Here is a 7314-nt window from a genome sequence, read left to right as displayed (position 1 = left end):
AGTCGGTGCGACTCACGCCCCGACACCCCAGCGCTCGATGCGCTCTGAGCGTCAACTCTTGGACCTTATGGTAAATATTCGGTTTAAGATTTGCCGGAAGGATGTGCCGAGATCCGCCTTTCGCGTACTTTGCGTCATATCCGTAGAACGCTTCGGAAATCGCCTCGATCTCGATGATGTCGAACACGCGGTCGCCCATCACCGCACAGGTCAGCTCCTTGCCGTCGACGAATTTTTCCGCAAGCAACGCGTCGCCGTAGGGCCAGTCGGTGCGCCCGACCTCCTGTGGCGGGTGGGCGCGGTCCTCCTTGACGATCACGACGCCGAACGACGACCCCTCGCACACGGGCTTCAGCACGTAAGGCGGCTCGATCGCGTGCCGGCGGGCCGCCTCGTGGCGGTCGATGACGATACTGTGCGCGACCGGCACGCCGGCGGCGGCGAGGACGGTCTTGGCGAGGTCCTTCTGCATCGCCAGCGCCGAGGCGAGCACGCCCGAATGGGTGTAGGGGATGCCCAGGATCTCCAGCACGCCCTGGATCGTCCCGTCCTCGCCGACCTTGCCGTGCAAGGCGTTGAAGGCGACGTCGGGTTTGAGGCGCGCGAGCGTGTCGGCGATCGAGCGGTCGACGTCGACGCGGGTGACGCGATAGCCCGAGGCCTCGAGCGCGTCGGCGCATTGGCGGCCGGAATTCAGCGACACCGGACGCTCAGCCGACCAGCCGCCCATCAGGACCGCGACGTGTTTCATTGCGCGACAATTCCCTAACGATCCGCCAAACGGCACAGTTAAGGCAGACTTAAGGCGATGCGATTAACGGGGCGTTAACCTCGGCTGATTCGCTCTCGAAAATCGCTTGGGAATACAGCGGCGACTCGTCACCGGCCGCGCGCCCCGGTCGCCCCGCGAGCGGGGTGAAGGGACAAGCTCATGTCGCCGTCGGGACGCCGATCCGCTTGATCTCCAATTCCAGCGTCACCCCGCACCTCTCGCGCACACGCCGCCGCACCTCTTCGCCGAGCGCCTCGATGTCGGCTGCGGTCGCGTTGCCGCGGTTGATCAGGAAATTGCAGTGCAGGGTCGAGACCTGCGCGTCCCCGACGACGAGCCCGCGGCAGCCGGCCTTGTCGATCAGTTCCCAGGCCTTGACGCCCGGCGGGTTCTTGAAGGTCGAGCCGCCGGTTTTTTCCCGGATTGGTTGCGACGCTTCCCTCGCGCGGGTGATTCGCTCCATCTCGGCGAGGATCGCGTCGGGGTCGCCTGGATATCCCTGGAGCGTCGCGCGGGTAAAGATCGCGTCCTTGGGCGCTGAGCTCAGCCGATAGGAATAGCCCATGTCAGCGTTGGAAAAGACCCGGATCGCGCCCGCCCGGTCGACGCCGCGCGCCTCGACGAGCACGTCCTTGATCTCGCCGCCATGGGCGCCGGCGTTCATGCGCAGCGCGCCGCCGATCGAGCCCGGAACGCCGCGTAAGAAAGCGAGGCCGTCGACGCCAGCGGTCGCCGCCGCCTTGGCGACGAACTGATCCGGCGCCGCGGCGCCCGCGACGATCCGGGAACCCTCCATGACGTCGATGGCGTTGAAGGCGCGGCCGCCGAGGCGGACAACCACGCCCTCGACGCCGCCGTCCCGCACGATGAGGTTCGAGCTGAGGCCGACGACGGTCACCGGGACGTCCGCCGGGAGACGACCAAGAAAGTAGGCGAGGTCGTCCTCGTCGGCCGGCGAGTACAGGACCTGCGCCGGGCCGCCGACCCGGAACCAGGTCGCCTCCGCGATCGGGGCGTTGGCTGCAAGCTTCCCGCGCGCCTCCGGCGCTTGCGCGCGGAGATCCTCGACGATGTCGGGAAACGCCATCGTCACGCCTTGTCGAGCGCGGCGAGCTCGCCCGGCAGCGCGTAGGCCCATTGGGTCACCGTGCCCGCGCCGAGGAAGACGACGATGTCGCCGGGCGAAGCCAGCTCGCGCACCACGGCCGCGAGTTTTTCCGGCCCGGGCAGGGCAATCGCGTGACGATGGCCGTGGGCGGCGACAGCGGCGGCGAGGTGCGCCTTGTCCACGCCTTCGATCGGCGCCTCGCCCGCCGGATAGACGTCGGCGACGATGACGCTATCGGCGTCGTTGAAACAGGTGGCGAAGGCGTCGAACAGGGAGGCGAGGCGGCTGAAGCGATGCGGCTGCACGATCGCGATCACCTTGCCCGAGGTCGAAGCGCGCGCGGCCTTGAGCACGGCGGCTATCTCGACCGGATGGTGACCGTAGTCGTCGTAGATGGCGACGCCGTTCCATGTCCCCGTGCGGGTGAAGCGCCGCTTGACCCCGCCGAAGTTTTCGATCGCTTTGCGGATGACGTCGACCGAGGCGCCGAGCTGATGGGCGACCGCGATCGCGGCGGTGGCGTTGAGGGCGTTGTGGCGCCCCGGCATCGGCAAGGCGAGATTGTCGATATAGGTCGCCCGGCCCGTGGCGCGCTCGCGGATGAGCACCGCGAACCGGGTGACGCCGCCGCTCATCTCGACGTCGAGCAGGCGGATGTCGGCCTGCGGGTTCTCGCCGTAGGTGAGCACCTTCCGGTCCTCGATCTTGCCGACCAGCTCCTGCACGGTCGGATGGTCGAGACACATGACGGCGAAGCCGTAGAACGGCAGGTTCTCGATCAGGGCCAGAAAGGCCTCCTTGATCGCGTCGAAGGTCTTGAAATGGTCGAGGTGCTCGGGGTCGATGTTGGTGACGATCGCCACGTCCGCCGGCAGCTTGAGAAATGTGCCGTCGCTCTCGTCGGCCTCGACCACCATCCAGTCGCCGGCGCCGAGGCGCGCGTTGGTGCCGTAGGCGTTGATGATGCCGCCGTTGATGACCGTCGGGTCGAGTCCGGCCGCGTCGAGCAGCGTCGCCACCAGCGAGGTGGTCGTGGTCTTGCCATGGGTGCCGGCGACCGCGACGCAGCTCTTCAGGCGCATGAGCTCGGCGAGCATCTCGGCGCGCCGGACGACCGGGACGCGCTTGGCCCGCGCCGCAAGGAGCTCCGGATTGTCGCGCTTGATCGCGGTCGAGACCACGACCACCGCTGCGTCGCCGAGATTGGCCGCGTCGTGGCCGACGAACACCTTCGCCCCGCGCTCGCGCAGCCGCTTGACGTTGGCGTTGTCTGCGGCGTCCGAACCCTGGACCGTGTGGCCGAGATTGATCAGGACTTCGGCGATGCCCGACATGCCGATGCCCCCGATGCCGACGAAATGAATGGGGCCGACCTCTTTCGGCAGCTTCATGTTCTTCACGCTCTCCGACCTGGGAGCGGGGACCAGGCCCCGATTCCTGTGGCGCTGGGAATAGGCCAAGTCGCGCGATTTGGGAAATGGGGCGCCAGGACGAGGGGCCGGCACGCCTCCTCCCAATTCTGTGATTTACAGAAGGCAGTCGACGCTTAATTCTCTTTTCCGGTCTCCCAGTTGGCGACCCCGGCCCGGCCTGATCCAAGTGTCGCCGCGGCTTCGGCGTGGGCGAGCCCCTCGTCGTCAACGACATTTGACCGATTCGCGGACCGGTTCGTCCGGAGTGCAGGCCAGCTTCGCAGCTCGCTCGATCGGGGCATACGTCAGCGCGCCCCTGATCAGGGACGGAGCGCTGGCGGCCGGCTTCGTCTCGCCTTGCAGGGCGCGAACGCCGCCGCGTGGCAGCGGGAGATCGCCACTGGCAAGATCGAGTTTTCCACCGGGGCTGAGTCCGTCTTCGTCCGGCGGAATGGGCGCCGACTCCGGCAAGCCTTTGCGGGTCCTGGTGGTCGACGACGAGCGCCCCTTGCTCGAATTGCTGGCGCTGGAGCTCAGCGACCTCGGCTTCGCGGTCAACGCCGCCGAAAGCGCCGCCGTAGCGCTCGCGGCGCTCGACGGCGGCGCCATGTACGACGTGATCCTATCAGACCTCGCGATGCCGAAGATGAGCGGGGTGGCATTCCTCAACGAGGCGCTCCGGCGCATCCCTGGCGTTCCCGCCATTATCCTGACCGGCAACACCGGCGCCGCGAATGCGAAAGGCCTGGAAAAGTTTGTCGGCGGTCGCGTGAGTCTGGTCCGCAAGCCCGTCTCCGGCGCCGCGCTGGCGGCGGCCATCGCCGATCTGATACAGCCTTAAGCGCGATCCGCTCGCAACCCGGACGCGAGCTCCCGGGCGGGGCTCAAGCCGCCCGCCGTGACGCGAGGCTCGTCCGGATGGCGCCGATGTTGGCGGCGTAGGCGGAGGGATCGCCGCGGAACACCGCGGAGCCGGCGACCAGCACGTCGGCGCCCGCCTCGACCACGATCGGCGCCGTCTCCGGCGCGATGCCGCCGTCGACCTCGATGCGGATGTCTCGCCCGCCGATCATCGCCTTGACGCGCCTGATCTTGTCGATCGTGGCGGTGATGAATTTCTGCCCGCCGAAGCCCGGATTGACCGTCATCACCAGGATCAGGTCGAGCCGGTCGAGCACATATTCGATCGCGCTTTCCGGCGTCGCCGGGTTCAGCGCCACGCCGGCCTTCCGGCCGAGGTCCCGGATCGCGTGCAGCGACCGGTCGAGGTGGCGGGTCGCTTCGGCGTGGATCGTGATATGGTCGGCGCCGGCCTGCGCGAATGCCTCGAGATAGGGATCGCAGGGCTCGATCATCAAATGACAGTCGAATGGCTTCACGGTGTGCTCGCGCAGCGCGGCGATCAACGGGGGGCCGAACGTGATGTTGGGCACGAAATGACCGTCCATGACGTCGAGGTGAATCCAGTCGGCGCCGGCCGCGGAGACGTCGCGCACCTCCTGGCCGAGCTTGGAGAAGTCGGCGGAAAGAATCGAGGGCGCGACGATCGCGGCCCGGTCGGTTGCGCTCATGGCGGGTTCCCTTTGGCGATGGTCGATTGTCTCGGACTTCTTGCGCCGTTTCAAGCCGCATGAGCGGACCCCGGACAACCCCTCGACGGCGGCGCTGAGCGGCTCTATCTCCTCCCCATGGGGACCGGGCCGATCGCCTCCCCGTGTTTGACGCGATTCCCGGGCGCGAGGCGAGCGGCTTTGGCTCGATGCGGCGCTTCTCGCCCCTCTTCGACCCGCATCGCGGGTCACGCTCAAGGACGGATTGATGCACGAAATGGCCTTGACGGAGAGCATCGTGGAGATCGCCGTCGAGACGGCTGAGCGCGAGGGCGCGAGTCGCGTGCGAAAAGTGTTTGTCGACGTGGGGGCGCTCAGCCACGTCGAGCCCGAGGCACTTCTCTTCTGCTTCTCGGCGGTCTCGGCCGGGACGATCGCCGAAGGAGCGAGGCTCGAGATCGCGCGCACTCCCGGCGCGGGCTGGTGCATGGACTGCGGCAAGACCGTGCCACTCGGCGAGCGGTTCGGACCCTGCCCGGAGTGCGGACGCTTCCATGTCCAGATGACGGCGGGGGACGAGATGCGGGTGCGCGAGATCGAGGTTGACTGACGCATGCACCTCGACGGAGAGGCGTACGATGACCAATAGTACAACGAACCCCAAGGTTGACGCCTATATCAGGAATTCGAAAACGTGGCGGGAAGAGTTCGAGCAGCTGAGGTCGATCATTCTTGCCTGCGGGCTGACCGAGCAATTGAAGTGGGGGGTTCCCTGTTACACATTCGAGAGCAAGAACGTTGTCTTGATTCACGGATTCAAGGACTATTGCGCGATTCTGTTTGTCAAAGGCGCCCTGTTGAGGGACGACGATCGCGTTCTCATCAGGCAGACGGAAAACGTACAGGCGGCGCGTCAGATTCGGTTCGCCAGCGTGCGGGACGTCGTCGAGATGAAAGCGACTTTGAAAACCTATGTTCGTGAGGCGATTGAGATTGAAAAAGCGGGTCTGATAGTCGCTCTCAAGGAAACCGCCGACTACCCAACTCCCGACGAGTTTCAGGGCAAACTGGACAAAATTCCCGGCTTGAAAACGGCTTTCGACGCCCTGACGCCAGGGCGGCGCCGCGCGTACCTTCTTTTTTTCACGGCGCCCAAGCAATCCAAGACCCGGGAGTCCCGGGTGGAGAAATGCGTGGCGAAAATTCTCGAAGGAAAGGGATTGGATGATTAGGGGGCGCGCAGACTTCGCCGCGACTGCTGCCGGATGAAACGCCGCTCCCGTCGGAGACGGGCGGACGCTGGACGCGTCGCAGCGGCCGCGCTCGTCCTCGGCGTCGCGGGTTTGGCCGCGCTCGCCGGGGAGATCGCCGCTCAGCCGAGCTGCGGAAACGTCCGCCTCCCGCTGGATGTCTCCATCGGCGGAACCCCGGTCGCAACGCTCGACGTCGGCGGCAGGCGCGGGGCGTTCCTGATCGACACCGGGGCGACTTTGAGCGCCGTCGACGCCAAGAGCTACGGCCTCGTTCCGGGTTCGCGCGTCGACCGGAAAGTTCCGTTTTGCAGCCCCGCGCGGATCGCCTTTCGGGCGGAGGACATGGGGGCGTACCGGGCGCCGGCGGGCAAACAGCGCGGGCGCATCGGAACCGATCTGCTGGGCAGCCTCGCGGTCGTCTTCTCTTACGGCGAATCGCCGCCGTCGATGACCGTCCGGACGGACAGTCCCAACCCGGCCTCCTTGACGGCCACCGGCCTTGTCGAGGTCGGGTGGCGCGGACGCACCAGGCCCGCGCCCCGCGAGACGCCGGCCTCGAACGGCGTGCCGGTGATCGCGCTTGCGATCGGGCCCGTGATGGTCCCGGCGCAGCTCGACACCGGTTTCGACGACGTCGACGATCCGGGAATCCTTCAGGGCAATGCGGCGCTGCTGACCGCCCTGCGCGATCGCGGCGTGGCCATGCGTCCGGCGCCCTCCGCCGGGACGCTGGGATGCGCGGGCGTTCGCGCCTATCCGAGATGGCGAATCGAGGCGGCCGGCCTTGCCGTGATCGCGGCCGACGGGACGCGCGCCGCGACCTATCCGCCGCCGCTCATCGAGATCAAGGACGACGTCGGCTGCGTCGGGATCGCCGCGTCCGCCGAGCCCTTCGCCCAGATCGGCGCGTCCTGGCTCGGCCGCTGGCGCACGACGATTCTCGATGGTTCGGGCGGAGAGGTGTGGATTCCGCGGTAGGCCGCTGGCTCGGGTCTGCGGCGTTGATCCCGCTGAAAGGGGGAATTGGACGGCCGGAATGCGCAACGAGCGGCCCTTACGGAGGGCTTGGTGAACGGGTCATATCCGACTCACTGCTGATGAGGTGGACGGGAGCGCCGGGAGACCGGCAGGAGGCATGAGGTGAAAGTCCTCTTCGGTGAAGGTGTAGCGAACCGCACCGACCCCGAGTCATGCGCGGCGACCCGCGAGGGGCGAAGCG

Annotated in this window: 8 protein-coding genes; 4 read left to right on the top strand and 4 right to left on the bottom strand. The window is 67.1% G+C overall.

Going from position 1 to position 7314, the window contains the following annotated elements; all coding sequences use genetic code 11:
* The 3 genes from ACLP25_RS27475 to murC form a co-directional block, all read right to left on the bottom strand.
* On the bottom strand, positions 1-751 hold a 751-nt coding region (locus tag ACLP25_RS27475), incomplete at its 3' end, for a D-alanine--D-alanine ligase (protein ID WP_442472276.1).
* Between the two features lie 178 nt (positions 752-929).
* The gene (gene murB / locus ACLP25_RS27470) at positions 930-1859 is read right to left on the bottom strand and encodes a UDP-N-acetylmuramate dehydrogenase (RefSeq protein WP_442472275.1); all 930 of its coding nucleotides are present in this window, start codon (positions 1857-1859) and stop codon (positions 930-932) included.
* Between the two features lie 2 nt (positions 1860-1861).
* Complete coding sequence (gene murC / locus ACLP25_RS27465) at positions 1862-3271, bottom strand: UDP-N-acetylmuramate--L-alanine ligase (RefSeq protein WP_442472274.1); 1410 nt, start codon at positions 3269-3271, stop codon at positions 1862-1864.
* A 472-nt stretch (positions 3272-3743) separates the two neighbouring features.
* Between murC and ACLP25_RS27460 the strand changes: the two genes are divergently transcribed.
* Positions 3744-4133: a response regulator gene (locus tag ACLP25_RS27460; protein ID WP_442472273.1), complete on the top strand. Its 390-nt coding sequence runs from the start codon at positions 3744-3746 to the stop codon at positions 4131-4133.
* Between the two features lie 43 nt (positions 4134-4176).
* Here the strand turns inward: ACLP25_RS27460 and rpe are convergent, their stop codons facing one another.
* Complete coding sequence (rpe, locus tag ACLP25_RS27455; RefSeq protein ID WP_442472272.1) at positions 4177-4863, bottom strand: ribulose-phosphate 3-epimerase; 687 nt, start codon at positions 4861-4863, stop codon at positions 4177-4179.
* 247 nt (positions 4864-5110) lie between these two features.
* Here rpe and hypA point away from each other — a divergent pair, with 247 nt between their 5' ends.
* From hypA to ACLP25_RS27440, 3 genes are read left to right on the top strand one after another with little or no spacing between them, the layout of a single operon-like run.
* Entirely contained in the window at positions 5111-5452 is a 342-nt protein-coding gene (gene hypA / locus ACLP25_RS27450) for a hydrogenase maturation nickel metallochaperone HypA (protein WP_442472271.1), read from the top strand.
* A 28-nt stretch (positions 5453-5480) separates the two neighbouring features.
* Entirely contained in the window at positions 5481-6074 is a 594-nt protein-coding gene (locus tag ACLP25_RS27445) for a YdeI/OmpD-associated family protein (RefSeq protein WP_442472270.1), read from the top strand.
* 33 nt (positions 6075-6107) lie between these two features.
* Positions 6108-7073: a hypothetical protein gene (locus ACLP25_RS27440; RefSeq protein WP_442472269.1), complete on the top strand. Its 966-nt coding sequence runs from the start codon at positions 6108-6110 to the stop codon at positions 7071-7073.
* Positions 7074-7314: the final 241 nt, after the last annotated feature.

Origin of the sequence: Roseiarcus sp. (genome assembly GCF_052145395.1) — a bacterium.
GTDB lineage: Bacteria > Pseudomonadota > Alphaproteobacteria > Rhizobiales > Beijerinckiaceae > Roseiarcus.
This window is presented reverse-complemented; position numbering and strand designations above follow the sequence as displayed.

What these genes read in the sequence shown, in the direction of transcription:
- ACLP25_RS27460 (WP_442472273.1), top strand. Translation starts at nt 3,744, where the DNA reads ATGGGCGCCGACTCCGGCAAGCCTTTGCGGGTCCTGGTGGTCGACGAC.
- murB (WP_442472275.1), bottom strand. Translation starts at nt 1,859, where the DNA reads ATGGCGTTTCCCGACATCGTCGAGGATCTCCGCGCGCAAGCGCCGGAG.
- murC (WP_442472274.1), bottom strand. Translation starts at nt 3,271, where the DNA reads ATGAAGCTGCCGAAAGAGGTCGGCCCCATTCATTTCGTCGGCATCGGG.
- ACLP25_RS27440 (WP_442472269.1), top strand. Translation starts at nt 6,108, where the DNA reads ATGAAACGCCGCTCCCGTCGGAGACGGGCGGACGCTGGACGCGTCGCA.
- rpe (WP_442472272.1), bottom strand. Translation starts at nt 4,863, where the DNA reads ATGAGCGCAACCGACCGGGCCGCGATCGTCGCGCCCTCGATTCTTTCC.
- hypA (WP_442472271.1), top strand. Translation starts at nt 5,111, where the DNA reads ATGCACGAAATGGCCTTGACGGAGAGCATCGTGGAGATCGCCGTCGAG.
- ACLP25_RS27445 (WP_442472270.1), top strand. Translation starts at nt 5,481, where the DNA reads ATGACCAATAGTACAACGAACCCCAAGGTTGACGCCTATATCAGGAAT.